The sequence below is a fragment of the Bradyrhizobium sp. BR13661 genome, from assembly GCF_029892425.1.
GTDB lineage: Bacteria > Pseudomonadota > Alphaproteobacteria > Rhizobiales > Xanthobacteraceae > Bradyrhizobium.
Window position 1 is genome coordinate 40,500 of sequence record NZ_JARXWB010000040.1, and the last position, 24,890, is coordinate 65,389.

Sequence of the window (24,890 nt, forward strand, 5' to 3'; positions counted from 1 at the left end):
TGACGCCTGAGGTCAAAGGCGACCGTTTGTCTAACCTACTGCGCCGGCAGGATCGAAATCGACAGCGAATTGTCCTTGGCGCCGCTGATCTGGAGCACGAACGGCTTGTCCGAGAGCTCGTATTTCATGGTCTTGCGGATGCCGTCGCAATCGGTCGCGCCGCTGAAGGCCACGGGCTTGAGGAAATGCCCATCCTGGACCAGGTCGACCCAGGCCCCGCTCGACAGGCTGATGGTGTAGAGCCCGGCCTTTGCCGCCTTGATGCTGGTGAAGCCGGCAAAGGTGCCGTCCTTCGGCGCCCGCTCCGGCGGCGAGGGCAGTTTTGCCTCGGCAGGCGCGACCAGACCCAGCGTGATCGCCGAGGACGGGACCGCGGCTTGCTCGGCTCCCGAGGCCAGCTTGGCACGATCAGGCGCGGTCAGCGCAGCGCGGTCGCGCTCAATCGGCCATTTGAACTTGTCACAGCCGCTCGGCTCTTCGGCAGCGAAAGCGGAGGTCGCACTGATCGAGAGCACGGCAAGGAGAACGAGGACGCGCATGTCAAATCTCGTCGTTGGCCGCGCGAGGATGCGAGGCTTGCAGTCAGTTTTTGTTGGAGGCGGGATGCGCATCCCGGAATGCCGCAGGCTTACGGCGCGGCGGCTGGGGTGATCCTATCGCATTTGGGATAGACGAACCAACCAACAAGTTCGTCATCCCGGACAAGCGCGCCCAAGCGCGCGCAGATCCGGGATCCATAGCCACTGGCAGTAGTTTGGCGAAGACTCGGAGTGACCAGTTCGCGCCGCACGACGTCCTGGTAGTATGGGTCCCGGATCTGCGCGCGCTTGGGGCGCGCTAGTCCGGGACGACGGCAGTATGTGAGGCGACAGCCTCCCCACACGCCCTACGGCTTCGCGTCCGGCGCATGCAGCACGGCCCTGCAGGCGGCCGGCATCTGCGCCAGCGTCATCGGCGGCTTCGGCTTCGGCGGCTCCGTAGGCGGCTTGGGATGCAGCACGCCCTCGCTGAACCAATAGGCGAAGTCGGAGGGCTTGCAGCCTTCGTCCTCGGATTGCGACGGCTGGCCCTGGCATTCGCTCGCGCCCGCGGGGCAGCGCATGCGGATGTGGAAATGATAGTCGTGGCCCCACCAGGGGCGGATCTTCGACAGCCAGGAGCGATCGCCCTTGGCCTCGCGGCACAGTGCCTTCTTGATCGCGGCATTGACGAAGATGCGCTGCACCGCCGGCTCCTGCGCGGCGTCGCGCAGCACCAGCACATGGCTCGGCGTGAACACCTTGGGATCGATGTCGAGGCGGTCGTCGCGCACCATCATCACCGCGGACATTTCCTCGCGCTCCTCGCGCGAGAGCCGACGGTCCGGCATCGGCGTCAGCCAGATGTCCGCATCGAGACCGATTTGGTGGCTGGCATGGCCTGAGAGCGCCGGCCCGCCACGCGGCTGGCCGATGTCGCCGACCAGGATGCCCGGCCAGCCCGCGTCCTTATGCGCCTTGGCGGCCAGGCGCTTGATCAGCGCGATCATGTCAGGGTGGCCGTAATTGCGGTTACGCGACAGCCGCATCACCTGCCAGGCATCGCCGTTGAGCGGCATCTGCTCGGCGCCGCCGATGCAGCCCTTTACATAGGAGCCGATGACATGCGCCGGTCCCGTCGAGGGCAGCAGCTTGCGCGCGAACAGTTCCTTGGCGCCGATCTTGGGATCGTTCGGATTGGCCAGCGGCGGCAGCGGCTTTGGGTTCACGCTGCCCTTGTCCTGGGCCAGCGCGCCGCTGGCGGTCAGGAGCGTCATGACGAGCAGGAGAGGGGCGATGCGGCGGGGACTCATGCTGACTTCTTATAACCCATCGCCGCCGCGTCAGGGTTAAGAATTAGGCTTGTCACGCCGGCCTGACCTCACAACGTCTTTACAGCCGCAGGCGCCTCGCGACATCATGCCCTTAAGGCAGAGGGTTTTTCATTATGACATTTTTTCTGACGTGGCTCGCGCGGCGGGTCGCTCTCGCCAGTTTTGCACTGGCCCCGATCCTGGTCACCCCGGCGCGGGCCGACGTCCAGGTCGATATCGACAAATCCTCACAGCACATGTCGGTGCGGGTCGACGGCGCGCCGCGCTATTCCTGGCCGGTCTCGACCGGGCGCAGCGGCTACGGCACGCCGAGCGGCACCTTCCATCCGCAGGCGATGATGCGCAGCTATTTCTCGCGCAAATACTACAATGCGCCGATGCCGCACGCGATCTTCTTCTATTACGGCTTTGCCATTCACGGCACGACCGACATCTCCCGCCTCGGTGGCCCGGCGTCGCATGGCTGTGTCCGGCTGCATCCCGCCCACGCAGCAGCCCTGTTCGCGCTGATCAAGCGTGAAGGCGCTGGCAACACCACGATCCATATTTCGGATTAGGGCGCTTCCAACTCAGCGGGAAGATCGGCAATAAGTTGCAGATTTTCGCCGCATCGGCGTGATTTTTAACGGCGCGATAACTCTATCCTGCAGTGACCAAAATTCATGCGTGGAACGCGATGCGTTTACCGTCCTGCATGCAAGCGAACCTGGTTGCGGAATTGATTCAAGGAGAATGCGTGTTTTTGCATCTTCTCCCTCGCCGAATGCGACGAGAAAGCCGGCTCGATGCGCCGCCCGACGGAATTCGCGCCTCGTAAACAGGCAAGGTCGTCGCGCTGCGCGGTGACAGTTTCTTGACGCCGCCGACCAAGATTACTTTTCTTTCAGACACTTGGAGCAAGACTTGCGGCCGCTGGGCGCGGCTAGGATGAGTGAAGTTGAGTTTGGGGTCGAAGAAAACAAAAAAGCGAAAGCGCAACGTGCCTGCCCGTGGCCGCCAACGGCCGCACAAGCCGCGATTCGCGCGCGCGCCTCGTGCACCGATCGATCGCGACCAGCTCGTGCAAAGCCGTGCGGAAGCCGAAGCGGCCATCGCCGAAGCGCGCCGGTCGCATGAGCGGCTGCGCCAGGCCATCGATCTCTTGCCGCAGGGCATCGTGATCCTCGATCCCGAAGGCCGCTACGTTCTCTGGAACAAGCAGTACGCCGAGATCTACAGCAAGACCGCCGATCTGTTCCAGGAAGGTGCGCGTCTGGAAGACACGTTGCGGGTCGGCGTTGCCCGTGGCGACTATCCGGAAGCGGCCGGTCACGAGGAGGAATGGATCGCCGCGCGGCTGAAGAAGCTCTACGAGCCCGGCAAGCGCCACGAGCAGACGCTATCCGATGGCCGGGTCATCCTGATCGAGGAACGCCGCACCGATGACGGCGGCGTCGTGGGCCTGCGCGTCGACATCACCGAATTGAAGCAGCGCGAGGCCTCGTTCCGCCTGCTGTTCGACGGCAACCCCGTCCCCATGATCGTCTGCGCGCTGGACGACGAGCGTATCCTCGGCGTCAACGACGCCGCAATCGCGCATTACGGCTACAGCCGCGCCGAGTTCGAGCGGCTGAAGATCCGCTCTTTGCAGGCCTTCGACAGCGAGCCGCCCTGGACCACCGACTGGTCCAGCGAGGAGCAGGCCGCGCGCACCTGGAAGCATGTCAAGGCCGACGGCGCGCTGATCGATCTTGCGATCTATTCCCGCGAACTGACCTATAACGACCGGCCCGCCGTGCTGCTCGCGCTGATGGACATCACCGAGCGCAAGCGCGCCGAGGCGCGGCTTGCCTTCATGGCCCAGCACGACGGGCTGACCGGGCTGCCCAACCGCAACCTGTTGCGCCAGACCATGGACGAGATGCTGCTGCATTCGCGGCGCAGCCCCGAGAAGGTCGCGGTGCTGATGCTGGGGCTCGACAATTTCAAGGCGGTCAACGACACGCTGGGGCATGCGGTCGGCGACAAGCTGTTGCGCGGCGTCGCCAAGCGTCTGCGCTCGACTCTGCGCGAGGAAGACGCGCTGGCGCGGCTCAACTCCGACGAGTTCGCCATCGTCCAGAGCGGGCTGACGCGCCCGGAGGACGCGGCTGGTCTCGCCAAACGCCTGCTCGAGGCGATTGCCGATCCCTATCTGCTCGACGGCCATTCCGTGGTGATCGGCGCCTCCATCGGCATCGCGATGGCGCCCGGCGACGGCGACGAGTCCGAAAAGCTGCTCAAGAGCGCCGGCATGGCGCTGTCGCGGGCCAAGCTAGATGCGCGCGGCACCTTTGCCTTCTTCGAGGCCGCGCTCGATGCGAAAGCGCAGAGCCGCCGCAAGATCGAGGTCGAGCTGCGCGATGCGATCCAGAACGACGTGCTGCGCCCCTATTATCAGCCGCTGATCGACCTCCAGAGCGGCCGCATCACCGGCTTCGAGGCGCTGGTGCGCTGGCCGCATGCCGAGCGCGGCATGGTCTCGCCGGCCGAGTTCATCCCGGTTGCGGAAGAGACCGGTCTCATCAATCCGCTGGGCGGCCTGATGCTGCGCCGTGCCTGCCTCGACGCCGCAAGCTGGCCGGACGACGTCCGCGTCGCCGTCAATCTGTCGCCGCTCCAGTTCCGCAGCGGCAATCTGCTCTCGATGGTGACGGACGCACTGAAGCATTCCGGCCTGCCGCCGCGCCGGCTCGAGCTCGAGATCACCGAGACGCTGCTGCTGGAGAAGAGCGCGCAGGTGCTGGCGACGCTGCACGCGCTGCGCGCGCTCGGCGTGCGCATCTCGATGGACGATTTCGGCACCGGCTATTCCAGCCTCAGCTATTTGCGCAGCTTCCCGTTTGACAAGATCAAGATCGACCAGTCCTTCGTGCGCGATCTCGGCGCCAACCGCGAGGCCCAGGCGATCATCCGCTCCATCGTCAGCCTCGGCAAAGGCCTCGGCGTCATCATCACCGCCGAGGGCGTCGAGACCGAGGCCGAGCTGAGTTGCCTGCGCGCCGAAGGCTGCGACGAGGGCCAGGGCTTCCTGTTCAGCAAGGCCCGGCCGAACGCCGAGATCATCAGTCTCCTGGCCGCGCAACGTGGCATCGATGGCGCGGATGAAGATGCCGCGCTGGTGGCCTAGCCTTCGGCACTCCGGCTTCTAGTAGCCGGAGTAAGGGCCGGACGGCATGCACCTGTCGTCGACATAGCCATACCCTCCGCCGCCGCCATAGCCGTAATACGCCTCGGCTGGATAGCTGTAGGCGGGATAGCCGCCGCCGTAATAGCCGCCATAGCCACCGTAATACGCGCTCGCGATCCCGGCGCCGACGACGGCGCCTGCAAGACCGTAGCCGAGGCCGCGATAGCCGTAACCGCGGTAGCCATAGCCCCGATAACCATAGCCGCGATAACCATAGCCACCGCGATAGGCGAGGCCACCACGATAGCCATAGCCACCCCGGTAGCCTAATCCGACGCCGCGATAACCGTAGCCGCCGCGGTAGCCGTAGCCCCAGCGCACTTCGGTGGTGACAGGATCGACCATCGACTTCATCGCCGCCACCGATGTCGGCATCGGGCCGGCCTGGGCGGCGCCCGTGACGAGCAGGGTGCCGGCTGCGGCGAGAATGTGAGTGCGCAGAGAACTCGAGAACCTCATGACCATCTCCGTGCTGTGCGGCGGCGCTTCTGCGCGGCCATCGACAGCCTATTTGGAAACAGCCTTGCTGTCGCGTGCTTGATTTAAATCAAACGGATCGCGGCCAGTCGCGCGGCGCTTACGCCGCGCGAAGTCCCGCCAGGAAAATATCCACGCTCTTCATCAGCGCTGCCGCATGCTGCCCGAGCTCGCCTGAGGCGACCATGACATTGCCGGCGAGCGCCCGCGACTGATCGGCGGCCTGGCTCGCACCGGCGACGTTGGCCGAGACGTCGGTCGTGCCGGTGGAGGCCTGCTGCACGCTGCGGGCGATCTCCCGCGTTGCCGAGCCTTGCTCCTCGACGGCAGCCGCGATCGTGGTGGCGATGCCGCTGATCTCGCGGATGGTGCCGCTGATATCGGAAATCGCGGTGACGCAATTGCCGGTCGCCGCCTGGATCGCGTTGACCTGGGCCGCGATCTCGTCGGTGGCCTTTGCAGTCTGGCTCGCGAGCTCCTTCACTTCGGAGGCGACCACGGCAAAGCCGCGGCCGGCGTCGCCCGCACGCGCCGCCTCGATGGTGGCATTCAGCGCCAGCAGATTGGTCTGGCTCGCGATCTCGCTGATCAGCCGCAGCACGTCGCCGATGCGCTCGGCCGAGGCTGCAAGGCTCGTGACCATTTCGGTGGTCTCGGTGGCCTTGACCACCGCACCGCTCGCAACCTGACTGGAATGGGTGACCTGGCGGCCGATCTCGGTGACGGAGGAGGCGAGCTCCTCGGTCGCAGCCGCGACCGCATTGACGCTGGTCGAAGCTTCTTCCGAGGCGGTTGCCGCGGCGGCGGCACGCTGCGAGGTGCCGTTGACGCTGGATGTGATTTCGCCGGCGACATGCTGCATGCCCTCGGTCGCCCTGGCGACGGCGGCAACCACGCCCTTGACGTCGGCCTCGAAGCGGTCGGCCATCTGGCGCTGCAGCGCCTGCTTCTCGATCGCGGCCCTGGCCTTGTCGGCCTCCTGCGCCTCGCGCAGCGCGCCTGTTTCGAGCATGCCCTGGCGGAACGTTTCGACCGCCTTGGCCATGGTACCGAGTTCGTCCGGCCGCTCGCTGCCGGGAATGGTGACGCTGGTGTCGCCGCTCGACAGCCGGTTCATGACCGCTGTGATCGCGGTGAGCGGCCGCGACAGCCCGCGCCCAAGCAGGAATGCCAGCAGGATGGCGACGGCCAGGATGGCGACCGTGCCGAGGATCAGGTTGCGTTCGGAGGCGGCGAAGGCGGCCTCGTATTCGGTCGTGTCCTTGATGATCTCGACCACGCCGACCGGTTGGCCGGCGTAGTTCTTGATCGGCCCGACATAGACCTCGACGGGATGGCCATCGAGCTCGGCCTCGCGCAGCAGCGGCGCGCCTGAGATCACGGCTTTCAGCTCGTCGGGCTTGGCGACGGCGTTCTCGCCGAAGGTCGACGACAGCTTGTTCAGCGACGTGCCGTCGACCGAATAGACCGCGAGGTCGATGCCGAAGCGCTTCTTGGCGCGGTCGACGAATTCCTTGCCGAAGGCGGCGCCGACGTCGACATTGGCGAGGTTCTTGCCGTCGCGCACGATCGGCGTCATGCCGAAGATGCCGAGCGCCTCGCGGCCGGGCTCAACGCCGACGATCTGCCGGCCGGTCTTGAGCGCTTCGACCACGGTGACGCGGCGCGCGGAGACGTCGTCGCCGAACGTCTTTGGCGTGTGGACGCGATAGAAAGAGATTGCGGGCGGAAGCTGGAAGGTGATCAGCGGGATGCCCTGGGCTTTCAGCGCCTTGTTGGCGTCGCCGAGCAGGGCACCGAGCGCATCGCGGTCGCCCCTCACGATGGCGTCGCCGACGGGCGGCAGCGCCGCGATCGCGGCGGAGACCGCAAGGGCCGAACGTCCCTCGTAGTCGATGGCTGCAATCACGCTCTCATATTGCAGCTTGAGCTGCTGATCGAGCGCCATTCGCGTCAGCGCCCGCTGCTGGGTGATCGAGAAACCGGAGAGGATGGCGCAGGCCACCGCGACGGTGAGCGCGATGGTGAGAATCAGGCGGGCCGCAATCGACTTGAGCTTGAGCATCGAGAATTCCCGGGCATTCCAAATATTGATTGTGGCTTGCCCTGAACGGTCCCAGAAATTGCTTAACAACAAGGACGGACAGCCCCGTGTTTGCACGAATTCGCTACGGTCCTTTTGCATGACTCAATGCGCCAAGCGCATGATGAGATTGGCTTGTTCGCCGCAAGCAGGGACAAAGCGCCGCAGCGTCGCGCGTGGCTAGCTGATTTCGGCCAGGATCATCTTGCCGACGTCCTCAAAATGCGTGTCGCGCGCCTGGATCTGCTGGGCAATCGCATGCATGTCACGAAACCGTCGCTCGAACGGATTGCCGCGGAAGACGGCGGTGGCGCCGGCCATGTGATAGGCGGTGTCGACCACCCCAGCCGATTGCTGGATGGTCCAGGTCGCGGCGAGGCGGACGGCGCTGCGATGCGCCGGGCTGAACACGCCTGTTGCGGAAAGCTCGCGCCACATCGCATGCGCGGTCGCATAGAGATAGGCGCGCGCGGCGCGCAGATCGGCCTCGGTGCGGCCGATCAGGCCCTGGACCGCCTGGTTGTCGCGCATCGCGTGTGCGGCTAGCGATTGGTGTTTTCCGCGCGCCAGCGCAATCGCCGCATCCAGCGTCGCGCGCGCGACGCCGAGCGAGACGGCGGCAAAGCCGAGGCTGAAGGTCGAGCCGGTCGGCAGCCGATAAAGTGGGCCCGGCTCGCGCAAGGCCTCGGGCATGTCGCGGAACACGGCAAAGCGACCGGGGATGAAGAGATCCTTCACCTCATAGGAATCGGTGCCGGTGCCGGCGAGCCCGATCGCCTGCCAGACGTCGTGCATCACGGCGCTTGCGACCGGGAACAGGATGGTGCGCAGTTCGGGCGAGCCGTCTGCATTCTTCCGCGCTGTGCCGTCTTCATTGGCAATGCGGACATGCGCCCCGAGCCAGCTCGCCTGCCGCGAGCCCGAGGCAAAATCCCAGCGCGCGGTGACGCGGTAGCCGCCCTCGACCGCGCGCGCCTCATGCGCCACCGCGCCCCAGGCGAGGATGCCGGGCGCGGTGTTGAAGATCTCATGCGCGCTGTCGTGGTCGAGCGCCGCCGCGATCATCGCGCAGACCGAGCATTGGCCGAGACACCAGGCCGTGGATGCATCGGCCTTCGCGATCTCCTCCAGCATCCGCATGAAGGTCTCGGGCGGGGCTTCCGATCCGCCCAGGCTCTTTGGCAGCAGGACGCGATAGAGCCCGTTCTCGATCAGCGCACCCACGACGTCAGGCGTCAGCCGGCGCGTCCGTTCGATCTCGTCAGCTTCGCTCGCAATCAGCGGCGCGATGGCCCGCGCCCGCGCGACGAGATCATCTCCGACAGTTCCGTCCATGTCAGCGCTTCCTCGCCCATTCTGCCGTGAGCGGTGAAACGCGATGGTGATCTATCTGCGCACCTCAATCAAGCCGCAACGGCAGTCGTAGCGTCGTCTTTCCGGGCCAGCGAGAAGAACAGGATGGCGGACAGCACGAAGGCGAGGACAAAGAAGATCGTTCGCGCCAAGGCCAGGGCTTTGGCCTGCTCGGGCGGCACGACGGAGATCAGGATGCCGAAGGGGATGTAGCACCAGAGTACGATCGCAATGATGCGTCCCATTCTACCGAGACGGAGGAAGCCGAGCGAGAACAGGAATGTCGCGAGATAGCTCGCATGAAACTTGACCTGAGACGCGATCATCTGGATTTCACCGTCGGCGGCCGACACCGGCAGGCCCATCTGGAGCGCGTGCACAATCGTCATGATGTGATGATTTTCCAGCGAATCCAGCAGCAGCGTCAGCATGGCGGCCGCCAGCGCGACGCTGACCAATCGCGAATCCACCAGCCCGCGCAGGCGGGCGGCCAGCGCCACGAAGAAGGCGCCGTAGAAAACCATGAAGAGATTGTCGAGGCCGAGGTTGAGCCGAAGTCCGAGGACGGCAAGCGGCGAGGCAATGAAGGCACGGTAGTCGTCGATCGCGCGCGCGCTCTGGAAGAAATCCTGCGAGCTGTGGGTCGCGAGGATGGCGGCCACCATCGCGGCGACGGTCAAGGCTGCAAGGCTGGCAAGCAGCGCCAGCGTGCGGTCCAGGTTTTTCTGTTCCATGTTATATGCCCTTCGACAAACCATCGATGCAATATAGATATCGACTGATATTCGAATATCAAGTGATATTTACGAGCGAGAGAGAATGTGCGCGTGCCGAAGCTGAATCGCGAAGAAAGTCAGGCTCGTACCAGGAGCCTCCTGATCGAGGCGGCCCGCCGGGAGATCGTGAAAAAGGGTTTTGCGATGGCCTCGATCCGCGACATCGCCGAGGCTGCGGGCTTCTCGCTGGGCGCGATCTACTCGAACTTTCCGGACAAGGAGGCGATCCTGCTCGAGCTGATCCAGCAGCATCAATCCGAGGAGCGCACGCGGATCGAGGCGGCGTTGGCGCGTGCGCAAGGCGACGCCGCTGCCGCCATGGCGGGCATCGAGGCCTGGGCTGAGACGGTCAATTCCGATCCCGATCTCGGCGTGCTCGCGATCGAGCTGCAACTGCATGCGCTGCGCAGCCCTGCGTTCGCGAAAGTCTATAACGAGTCGAATCGCAAGCATCGCCGCGCGCTCGGCACGATGATCGCGCATCTGTTCGAGCTGTTCGGCAAAAAGGTCCCGGGAGAACCGTCGGAGATCGCGACCGGCCTTGCCGCGCTGAGCCGCGGGCTTGCGCTGTCGCCGACCGGTGGCGACGACGATCGCGGCGGACGCATCGTGCTCACTTTCCTCAAGGCGCTGATCGAAGCGGCGCCGTCCGTCGAGAAAGCCAAGAGGTCGCGCACGTGAAGAAGCCGACCCGCCGCGCCGAGGCGCCGCCTGAGCTAAGGCTCGAACACGCGCCGATGAGCGATATCATCGATGCCCTGGCTGGCGGGCAGGTCACCGCCACGGCGTTGACAAAAGCCTATCTCGCGCGCATCGCGGCCTATGACCGCGGCGGGCCGGCGCTGAACTCGGTTCGCGCGCTCAATCCCGACGCGCTCGCGATTGCAAGCGGGCTCGACGGCAGCCGGCCATCAGCCAAGCGGCCGCTGGCCGGCGTGCCGATCCTGGTGAAGGACAACATCGCGACATCAGACAAGCAGCCGACCACGGCGGGCTCGCTGGCGCTGGAGGGCGCGCGTGCGAAGCGCGACGCCACCGTCGTCAAGCTGCTGCGCAAGGCCGGTGCGGTGATCCTGGGCAAGGCGAATTTGACCGAGTTCGCCAACTTCATCGCGTTCGAGATGCCCGGGGGCTATTCCTCGCTCGGCGGCCAGGTGAGGAATCCTTACGCGCCGGCGCTGATGGGTGAGCACAACATCCCGGTCGTGACGCCGGGTGGCTCGAGCGCGGGGTCGGCGGTCGCCGTCGCGGCCGGCCTGTGCGCGGCCTCGATTGGGACCGAGACGTCGGGTTCGTTGCTGTATCCCGCTAGCCAGAATGGGCTCGTCACCGTGAAGCCGACGGTCGGCCTGATCAGCCGCGCCGGCATCATCCCGATCGCGCATAGCCAGGATACCGCAGGGCCGATGACGCGCACAGTGCGCGATGCGGCGATCCTTTTGAACGTGCTCGCGGCGGAAGACCCGCGCGATCCCGCCACGGAGCGGCAGCGGCGGCCGGCCGACTACGCCGCGGACCTCTCGCGCGATGCGATGAAGGGCGCGCGCATCGGCGTGCCGAGCGATCCCTCAGATCCGCTGAACGATCGTTACTACGGCAAGCTTCAACCCGCATGGCTCAAGGTGATGACCGAGGCGATCAAGGTGATGGAGGATCTCGGTGCCGTCATCGTGCGCGCGAACATACCGACGTCAGGCTGGATCGGCGGGCCGGGCACCGGCATGGCCGTGCTCAACCGCAATCCGCTGAGCAGCAACAAGGGCAATCCCACCGGCGCGCCGATCGTGTTCGTCTACGAGCTGAAATACGGCCTCAATCGCTATTTGACGGATTGGGCGACCAATACCGACCTCAAGACCATGGCCGACATCATCGCCTTCAACGCGGCGCACGGAGACAGGGCGATGCGCTTCGGCCAGGACCTGTTCCTTGCCGCCGACCTCACCCGGGGCGATCTCAGCGAGCGCGAGTACAAATCGGCGCGCGCCATGGACTTGCTCTCGGCGAAGACGCGCGGCATGGATGCCTATATGAACCAGCACAAGCTCGATGCAGTGCTGTTCCCCGGCAGCAGCGGCTGCGTGATTTCGGCGAAGGCGGGTTATCCCAGCGTCATGGTGCCCGCAGGCTTCATCTCGGGCGCCGGCGACAAGGAGACGCCGGACTATCCGCTCGGCGTCAGTTTCGCGGGCCGGGCCTGGAGCGAGCACAAGCTGCTGCGTCTCGCCTACGCCTATGAGCAGGCCTCGCAGATGCGTAAAGCCCCGCCCGGCCTGCCGGCGCTCTGAACCAAGGCGGCGAGGCGTGCGACCAATTCTCATGCCGATCGTCAGAATTCTCCTGGTCCTGCTCGCATTCGCCTCGCCCGCCTTCGCGCAGGACGGCATCCACGAGCTGAACGCCGCGCGCGATGCCGCGAAGACCTTCAAGGTCTATGTCGACGGTGTCGCGAAAAAGGGCCAGCGGCCCGACCTGACCCGGCCTGATGTCGCCGCCATGCTCGGCCACATCTACGATCTCGACGCCTTCGCGGCGCTGCCGCCCCCGGAGGCGAGCGACATGAACTGGCTGCCGGACTGGTTCGACGCCGCTAACCAGACTCACAAGCTCTTCATCTTTTACGGCGTCAAGCCGGGGCCGCAGCCTGACCTGGGGGCGCTCGGGCGCAACATGATGGAGTACGGCGACCAGTACGCGACGGCGATCACCTTCATGATCCGTGGCCTGGCACGCGAGGCCGTTGCGATCCCGTTATTCTGGAATGACCTGCCGCCCGAGCAGCGCACCCGCATTCGGGCGGAGGGCTTTGCTGGCGTCCGCAAGAACAGTGCCTTGTTCATCCTGACTACGGTCTGCGCTGCGATCCAGGGCACCCCCAAGCCCGCCAACGCGCGCCTCGTCGCGGCCGCGCTGCGCGACACGCGCGGCGTCTGGGCGGAGTTTCTGACGCCCGGGGACCGGGCTCGCCTGGTTGCAGAGCTCGCCGACCTTCCCAGATGGGCGCCCGATGAGATCGCGCGCGCCGATCTCGCCAGCTTCACCGCCGCGCTGCAGGCGCCGAATTAGGCCTCCGCCTTCGCATCCGGGCTGCTTTGCCCGAGCCGCGGCTCCGTGCCCGCCAGCAGCCGTTGAACATTGGCGCGGTGGCGGATGATCACATAGAGCCCGCCCGCGATCACCAGCAGCCGATAAGGCAGCGGATGCGCGAAGCCGCAGACGAGGATGATGGCGGTCAATGCCGCGAGCATCGAGCTCAGGGAGACAATGCGGGAGAGCGCCAGCACGATGCCGAAGACGGCCGCCGTGCCCAACCCCACCGGCCACGACATCGCCAGCAGTACGCCGAGCCCGGTCGCTGCCGATTTGCCGCCCGTAAAGTTTAGCCAGATCGAGCGGCCGTGCCCCAGCAGCGCGGCAATGCCCGCGAGGCACACGATCCACGGCACCCCGATATCCAGATCCGACGCGGTCGGCGGCGTCGCAGATAATTCGCTGATGAGCCAGGGACAGAACGCGCGGGCAACGATGATCGCGGCCGCGCCCTTGAGCACATCGATGACGAGCACCGCCAACGCAGGCCATTTGCCGAGGGTCCGCAGCACATTCGTGGCCCCGGTGGACTTCGAGCCGTGCTCGCGGATGTCGATGCCTCCAAGCAGCTTTCCCGCGAGATAGCCCGTGGGGATCGCGCCGAGCAGATAGGCGATCACCAATCCAGCTGCGCCCGCGATCCAGAATGCCATGTTTGTGTCCCGTGTCCGGTAGGCGCTTTTATCGCCAACCTCGACTGAGCGCCATGGGCAGGGCATCGTTCGCCGATGGTCATGGTGTCGCCTGCGTCTGCCTCAAATGAAGGCTCCATCAAAGTGCGCAACGCCGCAAAATGGCCGCACATGGAACGGCATCTTTGCACCACGCCTTGTGGGAAACGGTGGGGGAGAGCCTGACATGCGGATATGGACCTGCGTCGTTACAGCGGTGTGTGCCGTCGCCTTCTGTGCCGTCGCCTTGGGTCCCGTCGGCGCCGAACCCGCATCCGCTTGCGGCATTCCTCAGGACATCCATGACGGATGGGTGATGACCGTGCCGGAGAAGCAGGGGCTCAACACCGCGCTGCTCTGCGCGATGGACGAGGGCATCAGTGGCGGCAAGCTCGCCAATGTCGACGACATCGTCGTCATCAGGCACGGCGTGCTCGTGTTTGAGCGCTACTATGATTATCCGCACCAGATGAATTACGACGCGACCACGCGGCACAACGGCTACTCCATGACCAAGAGCGTCGTCTCGCTGCTGGTCGGCGTCGCCATGGATCGCGGCTTGATCAAGGATCTGGACGCGCCGATCTCGTCGTATCTCCCTGATTATGCGGGCCTGCGCGCATGGGACAAGGATCGCATGACGCTCCGCCATCTCCTGACGATGTCGGCGGGATTGGGCACCGAGAGGGCTCTCGGCGTGTCCTTCCAGTACGACAACGTGTCCTTCCAGTATAACAATGCCGAAACCGAGCTGATCGGCACCATCCTGAAGAAGGTCACCGGGAAAGGCGTCGATGTGCTCGCTCAGGAGAACATCTTCGCACCGCTCGGCATCGAGGATGTTGCCTGGTACCGGAACCCGGTGAGCGGCCTTCCGACGTCGTCGTATGGACTAAGCCTGCGGCCGCGCGACTGGGCGAAGATCGGCCAGCTCGTTCTCAACCGCGGGGCCTGGGACGGCAAGCAGATCGTTTCGGCCTCCTGGATAGAGCGATCGACCGCCGAGCACATCAAGACGGATAAGGCCGCGTTCGGCTATGGCTATCAATGGTGGATAGGGCATTCGCCGGACAGCACCGGCACCATCGAATGGGCCGCTGCACTCGGCTTCAATTCGCAGAAGACCATCATCATCCCGTCGCTCGACATGGTCGTGGTCTTCAATGCGGGGCGGGAATCCAAGAACATGGTCGCGCCCGAACTGGATCTGCTGGATCGCTACATCCTGCCGGCGACGTTGAGGAATTGATCGGGCGTCGGGCGGGGCCATCCGTCGACTTGGCCGTTTATGCAAGCCATGCATAATCATATTTTGACCTGACATTGGATTTTCGCTAATCGGCCCGGCACCTTCCCGGAAAGAGCCAATATCGTCCGGGGAGGGGACATGTCCGACAATGAGCTTGCAGACCATCCGTCCGATGCGCCGTTGACGCGTCGCCGCCTGATGTCGCTCGCGGCGACGACCACGGGCGCGATCGGTTCGTCGATGCTAAATCTGCCCGCGTTTGCCGAGGAGAAGACAGCCGTGGCCACCGACCCGATCGAAAAACTGTTGCCGGGCTTTCGTCGCAGCCGCATCAAGACCGCAGGCGCGGAGATCAACACCCTGGTGAAGGGAGAGGGCCCGCCGCTGCTGCTCCTCCATGGCCATCCCCAGACGGTCGTGTGCTGGCACAAGGTTGCACCAAGACTTGCCGAGCGGTTCACTGTCGTGCTCACCGATCTCAGGGGTTACGGCGATTCCAGCAAGCCCGACGGCGGCAAGGACAGCGTCGCCTATTCCAAGCGCGAGATGGCGCGCGACCAGGTCGAGGTGATGCAGTCGCTCGGCTTCGAGCGCTTCCTTGCTGCCGGTCACGACCGCGGCGGGCGTGTTCTGCACCGGTTGCTGCTGGATCATCCCCACGCGGTGACCAAAGCTGCCGTGCTCGACATCGCGCCGACCGCGACGATGTATGGGAAGGTGACCAAGGATTTCGCCATGCGTTACATGTGGTGGTTCTTCCTGAGCCAGCCGGCGCCGCTTCCGGAGACCCTGATCGGCAACAATCTCGATTTCTATCTTCAGGCCCACATCAACAAGCAGAACAAGACGCCGAGCGCGATCGATCCGGTCGCGTTCGAGGAATACCGGCGGTGCTACACGCCCGAGACGTTGCACGCCGTGTGCGAGGATTACCGGGCCTCTGCCGGCATCGACCTCGTCCACGACGCGGCCGATGCGGACAAGCGGATCGGTTGTCCCTTGCTCGCGCTCTGGGGCGAAAAGGGCGTCGTCGGGTCGACCTATGACGTGCGTGCGACCTGGCGAGAAAAGGCCACGGACGTCAGAGGCGAGAGCCTTCCTTGCGGGCATTATCTGCCCGAGGAGGCGCCGGAGCCCTTGATCGAGAAGCTCGCCGCATTCCTTATTTGAACCTGTCCGGCCCGGAGGCGCACCAAAACCGCAGATGTCCCTGACCCCAGCGGCGAAGGAACGCGCGATGAAGGCCCTGAAATCATCGATCTGTGTTGCGCTCACCGCGCTCTCCCTGAGCCTGTCGCTCGCCGCGCCGTCCCATGCGGGAGAGGATGAGGCAGGCGTGCTGACGCAGCAGATGAAAGAGCTCTACAACGCCGGCAAATACATCGAAGCGCTGCCGCTCGCCCAGAAGGCCCTGGCCCTTCGCGAGAAGGAATTTGGCGCCGATGATGCCATGGTCGCGATGCCGCTGAATGATTTGGGCACGATCCACTACAATCTGGGCCAGTACCCGGTCGCCGAGCTGCTGTACAAGCGCGCGCTGGCGATCCGGGAGAAGACGCTCGGTCCGGTCTCGACCGAAGTCGCAACCGTGCTGAACAATCTCGGCGAGCTCTACCGGGTCGAGGCGCATTATTCGGACGCCGAGCCGCTGCTCAAGCGGTCGATCGCGATCCGCGAGAAGACGCTCGGCCGGAACGATCCCTCCATCGTGATGGCGCTGAGCAACCTCGCCGCGGTCTACAGCAATCAGGGGCGCTACGACCAGTCGGAGCCGCTGTTCAAGCGGGGACTCACCATTCTCGAGAAGGCGAACGGCCCCGACGATCCCGAAGCCACGGTGTTGATGAGCAACCTCGCCGACGCCTACATCCATCGGCATCGCTATGCCGACGCCGAGCGGCTGCTCAAGCGATCGATCGCGGTGACCGAGAAGGCGTACGGGCCCGAGCATCCCGATATCGCCCAGGCACAGAACAATCTGGCGACGCTCTATGCGCGTCAGGGCCGCAATGCCGATGCCGAGCGGCTGTACAAGCAATCGGTTGTGACGTTCGAGAAGACGCTCGGTCCCGACCATCCTGACCTTGTCGATATCCTGGACAACCTCGCCGCATTCTACAAAGACCAGGGCCGCTACGCGGATGCTCAGCCGCTGGTCAAACGGTCGGCGGCCATTCGCGCGAAGGCGCGGCCGATCTGACCTGCCATGCGTTTCTCCCTTCCTGCACTGATTTTCCTTGCCCTGATGGCGCATGCTGCGCCAAGCGCCGCCAGCGATTGGCAATATGGCTGCCGAGGCGTGCTGCCCAGCGGCGATGCGCCTGTCATCATCTTCAACCGCTCTTCGCTCATCATGTTGCCGAAGGCCTGGGTCAAGGGATCGCTGCTTGGCGCGGTCAACGATCAGCTCTTGAGCTCGAGCTTCCGGGCAACGGACAACAATTCGGGATTGGTCGCGACCCTGGTGTTCACGCGCGAGGATCATCCCGACCAGAAGCTGACCCTGACCGAGACATCGTCAAGGACGATCTCGGATGCTCACGGCCCGGCCGGCCGTCAACCGCGCTCCGAGCAAACCACCGTGTATCGCAAGGTCTATCGGTGGGTGAGTGACAGCATCTATCAGGGTCCATACGACATCGCGATGGACTGCGTGAATTACGAGCTCTCGGCGCCGCTTCGATAGCTCGTCAGCCTGAACAGCCTGCCCCGCGTCGGAAGCGGACGGCATTTTTTCAGATTTTTATCGCATTGACGGTTCGACCCGATGTCGGCATGGACCGGTCTCGATCGTCCTTGGGCCGACACCTCCCGAAGGCGTGGTCGATGGGCCCGCACGCGTGGAAGTGATCTCGTACCTCGAGCCGTCAAATATCGAACTGGAGCACTCCTCATGAGAATCACCGTCGAAACCAGCGTCGCCGCCCCGATCGATCAGGTCTGGCGTGCCTACACGACGCCTGCGGACATCGTGAAATGGAACGCGGCGTCGGAGGACTGGCACACGACCAAGGCGACGGTCGATTTGCGTGAAGGCGGCGTGTTCTCGTCGCGCATGGAGGCAAAGGACGGCAGCATGGGCTTCGACTTCGCCGGCATCTACACGACCATCGTCGAACACAAGCTGATCGAATATTCGTTCGGCGATCGCAAGGCAGAAGTCGAGTTCGTGCCCGGGGCGAAAGGCGTCGTCGTCCGCGTCGTCTTCGACGCTGAGACGACCCACCCGGTCGAGCAGCAGCAGGGCGGCTGGCAGGCGATCCTCGACAGCTTTAAGCGATACGTCGAGGCGAAGAAGACCTCGTGACTTGCCGACGGACGCATCGCATGCATCTGATTGGCGAGAGGCTCCTCTTGCGCGAATCAGGTTCGAGTGACGGCGATGTATGTTCTCGACCAGACCATCAAGGCTGATCCGCACCGGCAATGGTCGCTTCCGGACCGCATCTTCTTCGGGTACGGCGCCTGCCATATTCTGGCAGGCGTATTCCTGAATCAGCCTCCACTTCCCGGCTTTTACGCGGAGCGCGTTATTCCCGCCGAGGGTTTCCTGGGGAGCCATGTCTATGTCACCGACGGTGTCATTGCATTCGATTATCACGGCTACTCGAGGCGTGACCGATTGCTGCAGCACCACAAGCGCGTGTGGGCGAGCCAATATCACGGCTGGCTTTGCACGATCGAAATGGTCGACTTCGACCTTCTCTCGACGAGTGACCTGAACAAGCGGCGAATGCGGGGGCCAGACCAGTATCTGCGCGATGCGATCCCGCGCGCTCGTCGTTTTATCGAGCAAAGGGACCACGCCAGCGCAGCGGCCAAGGCACTAGCGATCAAGGCACTAGCCATCGAGGCGGCAGGCTAGTTTGGAGGCAAGAGCCGAAGAGCCTGCGTTGGGCAATTCGATCACCTGTGGTCCGGGCCAGCCTGTTGATTCAAATCAATGGCAAACCCCCGCTTCGACGCCAATTGCCGCATTGCCACCTCATCCTCACGGGAGACGAGCATGCGTGTATTGACCATAGCGGTTGTCCTGAGCCTGACGCCGGTTTCGGTTGTCGCCGCCTCCGACTGCCGCGTCACCGGCAATCCATCCACGTTTGGCGTCGACATGACGGCCTACTTCGCCGTCAGGTCGGGTGAAACATGTAACTTTCCGATGCGAATTCCAGGAGCAATGCACAAATCGGGCGTTGCCCAGAAGCCGGCGCACGGGACCCTCAGGCAGCTGAATGTAACGACGTTCAGGTACACCGCGGCATCGGGATACAAGGGCAACGATACCTTTGCGATCTATGGTGAGGGAGAAGGACCGTACGGCTCGGGAAGATCGGTCATGACGGTGAATGCGACGATCGAGTAGCCACGGGCGGTCGGCGTCAGCCCGTTCAGCACCCCCGGCAGATGCCGCTGATCTTGCGATCGACGTTCGCATCCTCCTGATCGAGGAAATCCTGCGGTCCCATCGTTGTTGCGGGAACGTCTGAGACGTGCGGCTGGCGATGGCCGACCGGCGCCGTCCAGGGTCTGGTGGTGGTTTCCTTTCCCGGAATTGAGGGATGGAAGGATTGCGCCGACACGGCGTCGATCGTCGAGACGAGTGCGAGCAAGACGACTAGCTTCGAGGTGATCATTGCGGCCTCCAAATGGCATCCGCGCGAGCTGCGCGGCTCAGACATTCAGATTTGCGTCGAAGGCTTGTTATTCCATTCATATCGGAGGCGTGATGCCGCCGTGACCGCTGTTCCGGCGCGGGGACTTGTCAGGCGGAGCTTTCTATGGCGCAATCATTTCCTAAAATCAGTCAGTTCACGCCGAAGGTTTCAAAGGCAACGGGAAGGCGTACCTGCACGTTGTCCCGTTTGGCCAACGCCAGAAGGGATTTCATCGAATTGTCGAAGTCATCGAGAGCGTAAGGCATTGGCCGTAGAGGCTCATCAAGCGAACGCGTAAAGTCGTCCCAGTGGACGGGAATGACGACCTTGGCTCCAACCGCCTGCACCACTTCGCGCCAATAGTCAGAGATGAATTCCTCAGATTGTTTGCCAAGCCCACCGATACCGAGAAACACGGTGTCCGCCTTCACGCCCTTGAACTTGCCAGGAATGAAATTACCGCTCGCGACCAGGAGAAGACTTGTCGAATGATGCTGTAGGAGGAAAGAAAAATTACCTCCCTCTCGATATTCACTGGCACTTGCGGGGACGGTGAGGGGGTGATCGACCGTTCCCGGAAAGGCGACGCCGGGCGAATGCGGGGTTTGGAAAATTGTGACCGTGAAATCGCCGAGAGTATAGATCTTTCCATCGTCGAAGACGGTGATGCGGTCGGATGATAGGCCATCTCCGAGAACGACGTTGCGCGTCGAGAGCGATCCAAAGACCAACGCACCAGTTTTTAGTGCGACCCTTGCTGTGTCCATCGCGTGGTCATGATGCGTGTGAGCAACAAAAATCGCATCTAGACCCTTGATCCCAGCCTTGCTCAAGGCACTGTTGATCAGGCGCTCGTCCGGCGGAATTTTACCGATGAGCAGACGCCAGATTGGTGGGCGAGAAAAGAACCCATCAGACAATATTCTCGTCTTTCCATCGTCAAATAGAATGGTCGTCGTTCCCATGAACTGGGCACTAATGTGCGCTGAACTTGGCGCGGAAGAAGTCTGCAATGAGGTGTATGCCGCCAACGAAGGACTGCTCAGCAGCTTGTAAAGAACGACGACTGCGATCAGGCCCAGGGCCGCGAGTCCGATTAAGCCCATCCGATAGACGAGTTTCATCACTCTTCCCTCAAATTCCCGGAAGCACATCTTGTATTGTCACATTTTACGAGTGACTTCCAATGCCCGCAACGCGCCCGCAGCCTGACGACGCGCGGAGCTATGAGTTGCGAGCTGCGCCATGATCGGCGACCTTGTTCAACTGACGAGAGGGACGGTGGTCAGATCGCACTCAGCCTCGGTATTTTGTACGACACTGGAAGCGCTGGTTTCCCTCAGGATGACAAGCAAGCGGCTGAATGGTATCGCAAGGCTTTTGAAGTGATTGAGCCAGATTTCGAAAGGCACCGGAATGCGAACCATTGGCCTGATCGGCGGCATGAGCTGGGAGAGCACAGCGCTCTATTACAAGCTCATCAACGAGCGCGTCCGTGACCACATGGGCAAGCTGCATTCTGCGCCGCTGTTGCTTTACTCCTACGATTTCCAGGACATCAAGGAGATGCAATACGACGGCCGCTGGGCGGAAGCCGCGGCGAGCCTTGCCGAGGTGGCGTGGCGGCTCGAAAGCGCCGGTGCCCGTGCGATCGTGCTGTGCACGAACACGATGCATAAGCTGGCGCCCGAGATCACCGCGAAGCTGACCATCCCCTTCATCCACATCGGCGACGCCACGGCGCAGCGCATTCGGGCCAGGGGATACCGGCGCGTCGGGCTCCTCGGCACCAGGTTCACGATGGAGGAAGACTTCTACATCGACCGGCTGAAGGCGCATGATCTCGATGTTCTCGTTCCTCCGGCCGACGAACGGGCCGATGTGAACCGCATCATCTACGATGAGCTGTGCCTCGGAATCGTCTCCGATCCCTCGCGCCGCCACTATCAGGACGTGATGGCCGCGCTCGTCGCCCGAGGTGCCGAGTGCATCATCCTCGGCTGCACCGAGATCACGATGCTGGTGGGCGCTGCGGATACATCTGTCGAGACGTTCGACACGACGGCGATTCACGCGGAGACTGCGGCGGATTTTGCGATCGGGTGATTGCGTGGAATGGCCTACAAGCAGATGTTTTTCGTGCAAGTGTATGGGCGAGCAATTCGCCGGGGTTGTCGCATTTTCTCAAATGGTGGACGACAGCGCGCATGACGCCGAAGAGCCGGTCTTACTCGCTGCGTATGGGCGAGTGCCGCCGGAGGCGGGGACAGTCGCCGCCTGAAGAAGGGACCCTCAAAGGCTCGGCATTTGCTTAGGTTGCGCAAATTGGTCCGCTCTGCTGCGATGAGCGGACCTCAGTCAGACGGCCGCGACTTCGCGGATGGGCCATTTCCGGACTCGTGCATCGCAGCGAGATTGCGTCCCTAATCTATAATTCTCGTCCGCGCGCGCAAGCAGCGTAGGCGCTTGTCGCAGCGTCTTTAATGAACTGAGGGCAAGTCCCGGCTAAAGCACAAATAGGTCTTGAAGATGCAAGCCGGTTATTTGCGTATGCTCAAGCACCAGCGTGTCATTGCTGCCGAGCTTGACGAACACGTCGCTTCCGTGCTGCTTGATATGGCTCGCGAGTTGACCGAGATTCGAGAAGAAGGCTGAGACGTCGACCGTGTCGCCGGCCGAGATATCGGCGATGTGAGAAACACCCGACCCCCTTTCTATCACGACGTGATCATTGCCTACGCCGAGATAGACGTCGCCGGCGACGTGACCTCCCTTGCCGAACACAAACGTATCGTCGCCCGCGCCGAGCATCACGTCGCCGATGATTTGGCCGTGGTTCACCACGGCCTCCTGCCCGCTCCCACCCAGTACCGCAACGGAGGTGCCCTGGATGAGCCCGAAATTATCCAAAACCGACGAATTGTTCGCGTTAGATACGCCATCGCGCTCCACGACATTCAATTCCACCGCGGCTGAAGCGAAGTTCTCACTCTGGATGACTCCGGTGCAAGTGTTATCAACCGCTGCGTGGTTCCCAGAGACGACAACACCCGCCGCGCGCAGCGGGACACCGAGCGCGGCGCCATGATAGACGCCACCATTGGTCACAATCTGCCCGCTGTTGGTCAGATGATGACCGTCGCCGGCCATTAGAACGCCCACAGCTCCATCGCCATGGGTGGCAATGGAGCCGTGATTTTCAATGATCCCATTGAGAGCATTGCCGAAGGCATCGCCGCTGCCTGCGAAGACATCGCTATTAGTTACGCCAAGCCCGATTCCGATAGCGGCGTCGCCATGGGTGCTTACACAACCGTTATTGACAATATCTATGTCCTGCCCGGTCTTGAAAAACAGTCCACCTGTTCCCGCAATTCCGACCGCAAAAGTACCGTGCGTTTCGATGGTCCCGGTGTTGCTGATATGATGGCCGTCACCCCTGCCGAGAATCCCGAAGCTACTTCCGCCAGTGACAGAAATCGTGCCATGGTTCGCGATGAACGCATCGCGAAGCTGGGCCAGCATGCCATCTCCCTCCGCGCCAACAAGCCGGATTTCGCCGGTATTGAGTTCAACAGCAGCCTCGCCCCGCACGAGCATCACGGAGAGACCGTTCCCGGAAGCGGTAACGTCACCAAAATTCTCAGCTTTGGAACCGTCGCCGATCGCACCTACGGCGAGCGAGCCGACGGCGCCGGCCGGTTGAATGTCCTGAACGTGACCGTAGTTGGCCACGACTCCATTTAGGCCGCCACCGATAAGTGCAGATGCAAAACCTCCTTCGATACGAACGGTCCCGTAATTGGCGATATGAAACTGGTCACCAAACGCCGACAGTCCGTCGGAAGTCAAAAAGGCATTGTTGGGGTCGAACACTCCGCCGTGAGTTGCGACATAGCCGTAGTTCTCAATTGTCTCATTTTGGCCGACAGCAGCAATTGCCGGCGCACCCAGGCCGAATGTTTCTATGTGACCGAAATTTCGGATTGTGACGCCGTCGGCAAAAGCAGAAATGTCACTCGACAGGTCGCCGGTCGTCGCCAGGCGGCCAAAATTGATAATCGTGTCGTCCGTTGTGCTTGTTGTCAGTGCGTCTTCTTGAAAACCGGACGTAAAGATATTTTTGAAATTGATCCGTACCATGGTGACCCTCCTAACTGACAGTCCAGAGGCTACCCAAAAAAAAGATGGTCCTACGAGGCGATGCAGGAGTCAAGTTCGCTCCCACGACCGCCTTTGCATCGATCATGCCCGTGGATCCGGCGCTATTCGATTACCTCGTCAGCGCGCACCAGGATCGATGGAGGGATAATCAGGCCAAGCGCCTTCGCGGTCTTCAGGTTGACGCCGAGCTCGAACTTGGTCGGTTGCTGGACTGGAAGATCGGCAGGTTTTGAGCCCTTGAGTATCTTGTCGACGTAACTCGTTGCGCGCCTAAGCATATCAGGCGTATTTGCACCGTAGGCCAACAGCGCGCCTGCGCTGGCAAGTCCGAACGGCGGCGCCGCAAATACGGCCGGAAGCCGATGCCTGGCAGTGGCCTCAATGATGCGCAGACGGTTCGCGAAGAACATACCCTCGATGGTAGAAACCAGAAGCCCATCGGCCCCCCGTTCGCTCGCCTGTGCGACGGCGCCTTCCAGGTCGTCAGGCCGGCGTGCCTCGACCGGAATGACAATGAAACTTAAGCTGGGAGCCACCGCCCGGACTTCCTTCAACACGAGCGTCGCATCAGGAACTCCGGGATTTGCGAGCAGCGCAAGGCGGGAAAGGCTAGGAATGACCTCCTTGCACAACTCGACGTTCTTGCCGACCTGTTCGACCATCAGATTGGAAAAGCCGGTAACGTTGCCCCCCGGTCGTTGAAGGCTTTCGACAAACCCAAATCCAACCGGGTCGGACACGTTTGCCATCACGATAGGAATCGTGGTGGTCACCTGCCTTACCAGCCGCACGATCGCCGTTGACGGCGCCACGATTACATCGACCTTGAGCCGCACAAGATCTTCGGCAATGCCGGGCGCAAGCTCGACCTTCCCCTCGGCGTAGCGCGCCTCGATTGCGATCGTCTCGCCCTCGACATAACCCAGATCGTGTAGCCCCTGGCGAAACGCTTCGTGAAACGGCGCGACCACCGCCTGAGGAGCGATCCAAACAATGCCAACACGAGGTAACGTTGCCAACTTCTGCCCACGCGCCGCGAGCGGCCACACCGTTACACCGCCGGCAAGAAATTTGATGAAGTCGCGCCGCCGCATTAGCCGTCCCCAGAGCCTCGGGTCAAGCCTCACGCAATGACTAAGACTAGCATTTTGCGACCGGTTGACGAGTGGAAACTGGCAGCCAATCGACCTAAGGCAGGAACAGCCTCGATGTCTCAATTGGGTCTTGGTTGTGTGCAAACGCACAGGTCGGGAGCGGCCGTTGCCGCCAATCATTGCAGTCGGCCGATGTCGTCGGGTCCGATCGTCAATGA

The 24,890-nt window shown here is 62.9% G+C and carries 24 protein-coding genes; 13 read left to right on the forward strand and 11 right to left on the reverse strand.

The window, feature by feature from the left end; all coding sequences use genetic code 11:
- Positions 1–35 precede the first annotated feature (35 nt).
- The gene (locus tag M2427_RS37720; protein WP_280711881.1) at positions 36–539 is read right to left on the reverse strand and encodes a hypothetical protein; all 504 of its coding nucleotides are present in this window, start codon (positions 537–539) and stop codon (positions 36–38) included.
- A 347-nt stretch (positions 540–886) separates the two neighbouring features.
- The gene (gene mepA, locus M2427_RS37725; RefSeq protein WP_280711882.1) at positions 887–1,831 is read right to left on the reverse strand and encodes a penicillin-insensitive murein endopeptidase; all 945 of its coding nucleotides are present in this window, start codon (positions 1,829–1,831) and stop codon (positions 887–889) included.
- Between the two features lie 134 nt (positions 1,832–1,965).
- On the opposite strand from mepA, the gene M2427_RS37730 reads away from it, so the two are divergent.
- Positions 1,966–2,409, forward strand: coding sequence for a L,D-transpeptidase (locus M2427_RS37730; protein WP_280711883.1), 444 nt, complete (start codon positions 1,966–1,968; stop codon positions 2,407–2,409).
- Positions 2,410–2,831: 422 nt separating this feature from the next.
- Positions 2,832–5,000: an EAL domain-containing protein gene (locus tag M2427_RS37735; protein WP_280711884.1), complete on the forward strand. Its 2,169-nt coding sequence runs from the start codon at positions 2,832–2,834 to the stop codon at positions 4,998–5,000.
- An 18-nt stretch (positions 5,001–5,018) separates the two neighbouring features.
- Here M2427_RS37735 and M2427_RS37740 read toward each other — a convergent pair whose 3' ends face one another.
- The 4 genes from M2427_RS37740 to M2427_RS37755 all read right to left on the reverse strand — a co-directional run bounded on the left by M2427_RS37740 (position 5,019) and on the right by M2427_RS37755 (position 9,707).
- Positions 5,019–5,519 (reverse strand): hypothetical protein, encoded by a 501-nt coding sequence (locus M2427_RS37740; RefSeq protein ID WP_280711885.1) that lies wholly within the window; start codon positions 5,517–5,519, stop codon positions 5,019–5,021.
- A 118-nt stretch (positions 5,520–5,637) separates the two neighbouring features.
- Complete coding sequence (locus tag M2427_RS37745; RefSeq protein WP_280711886.1) at positions 5,638–7,602, reverse strand: methyl-accepting chemotaxis protein; 1,965 nt, start codon at positions 7,600–7,602, stop codon at positions 5,638–5,640.
- A 198-nt stretch (positions 7,603–7,800) separates the two neighbouring features.
- On the reverse strand, positions 7,801–8,955 hold the full coding sequence (locus tag M2427_RS37750; protein ID WP_280711887.1) for an acyl-CoA dehydrogenase family protein: 1,155 nt from the start codon (positions 8,953–8,955) through the stop codon (positions 7,801–7,803).
- Between the two features lie 68 nt (positions 8,956–9,023).
- Entirely contained in the window at positions 9,024–9,707 is a 684-nt protein-coding gene (locus M2427_RS37755) for a hypothetical protein (protein WP_280711888.1), read from the reverse strand.
- Between the two features lie 93 nt (positions 9,708–9,800).
- Here M2427_RS37755 and M2427_RS37760 point away from each other — a divergent pair, with 93 nt between their 5' ends.
- Genes M2427_RS37760 through M2427_RS37770 form a run of 3 tightly spaced genes read left to right on the forward strand, consistent with a single transcriptional unit; the run spans position 9,801 to position 12,815 of the window.
- Complete coding sequence (locus M2427_RS37760; protein WP_280711889.1) at positions 9,801–10,430, forward strand: TetR/AcrR family transcriptional regulator; 630 nt, start codon at positions 9,801–9,803, stop codon at positions 10,428–10,430.
- Between the two features lie 56 nt (positions 10,431–10,486).
- The gene (locus M2427_RS37765; RefSeq protein WP_348521972.1) at positions 10,487–12,037 is read left to right on the forward strand and encodes an amidase family protein; all 1,551 of its coding nucleotides are present in this window, start codon (positions 10,487–10,489) and stop codon (positions 12,035–12,037) included.
- Positions 12,038–12,068: 31 nt separating this feature from the next.
- Positions 12,069–12,815, forward strand: coding sequence for a hypothetical protein (locus tag M2427_RS37770; protein WP_280711891.1), 747 nt, complete (start codon positions 12,069–12,071; stop codon positions 12,813–12,815).
- Here the strand turns inward: M2427_RS37770 and plsY are convergent.
- Positions 12,812–13,492, reverse strand: coding sequence for a glycerol-3-phosphate 1-O-acyltransferase PlsY (gene plsY, locus M2427_RS37775; protein WP_280711892.1), 681 nt, complete (start codon positions 13,490–13,492; stop codon positions 12,812–12,814). The two genes, M2427_RS37770 and plsY, sit on opposite strands and share 4 nt — an antisense overlap.
- 205 nt (positions 13,493–13,697) lie before the next feature.
- Between plsY and M2427_RS37780 the strand changes: the two genes are divergently transcribed.
- The 7 genes from M2427_RS37780 (at position 13,698) to M2427_RS37810 (ending at position 19,122) form a co-directional block, all read left to right on the forward strand.
- Positions 13,698–14,759 carry a serine hydrolase gene (locus M2427_RS37780; RefSeq protein WP_280711893.1) on the forward strand — a complete coding sequence of 354 codons (1,062 nt, stop codon included), beginning with the start codon at positions 13,698–13,700 and terminating at the stop codon, positions 14,757–14,759.
- Between the two features lie 138 nt (positions 14,760–14,897).
- Positions 14,898–15,929 carry an alpha/beta hydrolase gene (locus M2427_RS37785; RefSeq protein WP_348521971.1) on the forward strand — a complete coding sequence of 344 codons (1,032 nt, stop codon included), beginning with the start codon at positions 14,898–14,900 and terminating at the stop codon, positions 15,927–15,929.
- 34 nt (positions 15,930–15,963) lie between these two features.
- Complete coding sequence (locus M2427_RS37790) at positions 15,964–16,959, forward strand: tetratricopeptide repeat-containing protein (RefSeq protein ID WP_280711894.1); 996 nt, start codon at positions 15,964–15,966, stop codon at positions 16,957–16,959.
- A gap of 6 nt (positions 16,960–16,965) precedes the next feature.
- A complete protein-coding gene (locus M2427_RS37795) occupies positions 16,966–17,445 on the forward strand; it encodes a hypothetical protein (RefSeq protein WP_280711895.1) in 480 nt (159 codons plus the stop codon).
- A gap of 207 nt (positions 17,446–17,652) precedes the next feature.
- Complete coding sequence (locus tag M2427_RS37800; protein WP_280711896.1) at positions 17,653–18,066, forward strand: SRPBCC family protein; 414 nt, start codon at positions 17,653–17,655, stop codon at positions 18,064–18,066.
- Positions 18,067–18,141: 75 nt separating this feature from the next.
- Positions 18,142–18,624, forward strand: a complete 483-nt coding sequence (locus M2427_RS37805; protein ID WP_280711897.1) for a hypothetical protein — start codon at positions 18,142–18,144, stop codon at positions 18,622–18,624.
- A gap of 141 nt (positions 18,625–18,765) precedes the next feature.
- Positions 18,766–19,122 carry a hypothetical protein gene (locus M2427_RS37810; RefSeq protein WP_280711898.1) on the forward strand — a complete coding sequence of 119 codons (357 nt, stop codon included), beginning with the start codon at positions 18,766–18,768 and terminating at the stop codon, positions 19,120–19,122.
- Positions 19,123–19,147: 25 nt separating this feature from the next.
- Here M2427_RS37810 and M2427_RS37815 read toward each other — a convergent pair whose 3' ends face one another.
- Positions 19,148–19,393: a hypothetical protein gene (locus tag M2427_RS37815; protein ID WP_280711899.1), complete on the reverse strand. Its 246-nt coding sequence runs from the start codon at positions 19,391–19,393 to the stop codon at positions 19,148–19,150.
- A gap of 170 nt (positions 19,394–19,563) precedes the next feature.
- Positions 19,564–20,538 (reverse strand): MBL fold metallo-hydrolase, encoded by a 975-nt coding sequence (locus M2427_RS37820; RefSeq protein ID WP_280711900.1) that lies wholly within the window; start codon positions 20,536–20,538, stop codon positions 19,564–19,566.
- Positions 20,539–20,830: 292 nt separating this feature from the next.
- Between M2427_RS37820 and M2427_RS37825 the strand changes: the two genes are divergently transcribed.
- Positions 20,831–21,520, forward strand: coding sequence for an aspartate/glutamate racemase family protein (locus tag M2427_RS37825; RefSeq protein ID WP_280711901.1), 690 nt, complete (start codon positions 20,831–20,833; stop codon positions 21,518–21,520).
- 399 nt (positions 21,521–21,919) lie between these two features.
- Here the strand turns inward: M2427_RS37825 and M2427_RS37830 are convergent, their stop codons facing one another.
- Positions 21,920–23,557, reverse strand: a complete 1,638-nt coding sequence (locus tag M2427_RS37830; protein WP_280711902.1) for a hypothetical protein — start codon at positions 23,555–23,557, stop codon at positions 21,920–21,922.
- A gap of 122 nt (positions 23,558–23,679) precedes the next feature.
- Positions 23,680–24,672, reverse strand: a complete 993-nt coding sequence (locus M2427_RS37835) for an ABC transporter substrate-binding protein (RefSeq protein WP_280711903.1) — start codon at positions 24,670–24,672, stop codon at positions 23,680–23,682.
- Between the last annotated feature and the right edge of the window lie 218 nt (positions 24,673–24,890).

Bases quoted from the DNA above. Each gene is read 5' to 3' on its own strand.
- M2427_RS37720 (WP_280711881.1), bottom strand. From the start codon at position 539: ATGCGCGTCCTCGTTCTCCTTGCCGTGCTCTCGATCAGTGCGACCTCC.
- mepA (WP_280711882.1), bottom strand. From the start codon at position 1,831: ATGAGTCCCCGCCGCATCGCCCCTCTCCTGCTCGTCATGACGCTCCTG.
- M2427_RS37730 (WP_280711883.1), top strand. From the start codon at position 1,966: ATGACATTTTTTCTGACGTGGCTCGCGCGGCGGGTCGCTCTCGCCAGT.
- M2427_RS37740 (WP_280711885.1), bottom strand. From the start codon at position 5,519: ATGAGGTTCTCGAGTTCTCTGCGCACTCACATTCTCGCCGCAGCCGGC.
- M2427_RS37745 (WP_280711886.1), bottom strand. From the start codon at position 7,602: ATGCTCAAGCTCAAGTCGATTGCGGCCCGCCTGATTCTCACCATCGCG.
- M2427_RS37750 (WP_280711887.1), bottom strand. From the start codon at position 8,955: ATGGACGGAACTGTCGGAGATGATCTCGTCGCGCGGGCGCGGGCCATC.
- M2427_RS37755 (WP_280711888.1), bottom strand. From the start codon at position 9,707: ATGGAACAGAAAAACCTGGACCGCACGCTGGCGCTGCTTGCCAGCCTT.
- M2427_RS37765 (WP_348521972.1), top strand. From the start codon at position 10,487: ATGAGCGATATCATCGATGCCCTGGCTGGCGGGCAGGTCACCGCCACG.
- M2427_RS37770 (WP_280711891.1), top strand. From the start codon at position 12,069: ATGCCGATCGTCAGAATTCTCCTGGTCCTGCTCGCATTCGCCTCGCCC.
- plsY (WP_280711892.1), bottom strand. From the start codon at position 13,492: ATGGCATTCTGGATCGCGGGCGCAGCTGGATTGGTGATCGCCTATCTG.
- M2427_RS37780 (WP_280711893.1), top strand. From the start codon at position 13,698: ATGCGGATATGGACCTGCGTCGTTACAGCGGTGTGTGCCGTCGCCTTC.
- M2427_RS37785 (WP_348521971.1), top strand. From the start codon at position 14,898: ATGTCCGACAATGAGCTTGCAGACCATCCGTCCGATGCGCCGTTGACG.
- M2427_RS37790 (WP_280711894.1), top strand. From the start codon at position 15,964: ATGTCCCTGACCCCAGCGGCGAAGGAACGCGCGATGAAGGCCCTGAAA.
- M2427_RS37795 (WP_280711895.1), top strand. From the start codon at position 16,966: ATGCGTTTCTCCCTTCCTGCACTGATTTTCCTTGCCCTGATGGCGCAT.
- M2427_RS37800 (WP_280711896.1), top strand. From the start codon at position 17,653: ATGAGAATCACCGTCGAAACCAGCGTCGCCGCCCCGATCGATCAGGTC.
- M2427_RS37805 (WP_280711897.1), top strand. From the start codon at position 18,142: ATGTATGTTCTCGACCAGACCATCAAGGCTGATCCGCACCGGCAATGG.
- M2427_RS37810 (WP_280711898.1), top strand. From the start codon at position 18,766: ATGCGTGTATTGACCATAGCGGTTGTCCTGAGCCTGACGCCGGTTTCG.
- M2427_RS37815 (WP_280711899.1), bottom strand. From the start codon at position 19,393: ATGATCACCTCGAAGCTAGTCGTCTTGCTCGCACTCGTCTCGACGATC.
- M2427_RS37820 (WP_280711900.1), bottom strand. From the start codon at position 20,538: ATGAAACTCGTCTATCGGATGGGCTTAATCGGACTCGCGGCCCTGGGC.
- M2427_RS37825 (WP_280711901.1), top strand. From the start codon at position 20,831: ATGCGAACCATTGGCCTGATCGGCGGCATGAGCTGGGAGAGCACAGCG.
- M2427_RS37830 (WP_280711902.1), bottom strand. From the start codon at position 23,557: ATGGTACGGATCAATTTCAAAAATATCTTTACGTCCGGTTTTCAAGAA.
- M2427_RS37835 (WP_280711903.1), bottom strand. From the start codon at position 24,672: ATGCGGCGGCGCGACTTCATCAAATTTCTTGCCGGCGGTGTAACGGTG.